General features: G+C 63.3%; 1 protein-coding gene. It reads left to right on the top strand.

Annotation, left to right across the window (positions count from 1 at the left end; translation table 11 throughout):
- Nucleotides 1-479: P-type ATPase actuator domain-containing protein (locus tag AC1D0P_RS28920; RefSeq protein ID WP_477679879.1), on the top strand; the 479-nt coding region annotated here is incomplete at both ends.

Here is a 479-nt window from a genome sequence, read left to right as displayed (position 1 = left end):
CAGCCGAAGACGGCAATCGTCATCCACAACGGACAATCGGCGGAGATCCCGCTCGCGGAGATTCGCATCGGCGATCGCATACAGGTCCGGCCCGGCGAGAAGATCGCGGTCGATGGCGTGGTCGAGGATGGTCATTCCTTCGTCGACGAGTCGATGATTTCGGGCGAGCCGATGCCCGTCGAGAAAACCGCGGGAGGCTCGGTGATCGGCGGCACGGTCAACCGCACCGGCAGCTTCATCTTCCGCGCCGAAAAGATCGGCGCGGATACTGTGCTCGCGCAGATCATCCGCATGGTCGAGCAGGCGCAGGGCGCCAAGCTGCCGATCCAGTCGCTGGTCGATACGATCACGGCCTTGTTCGTGCCGGCGGTGATGGGTGTTGCGGCTCTGACGGTGCTTGTCTGGCTGATTACGATCACGGCCTTGTTCGTGCCGGCGGTGATGGGTGTTGCGGCTCTGACGGTGCTTGTCTGGCTGAT

It is taken from the genome of Polaromonas sp. P1_G2 (genome assembly GCF_056405515.1).
Note: the sequence above shows the minus strand (reverse complement) of the source record. Positions and strands in the feature narration are given on the sequence as shown.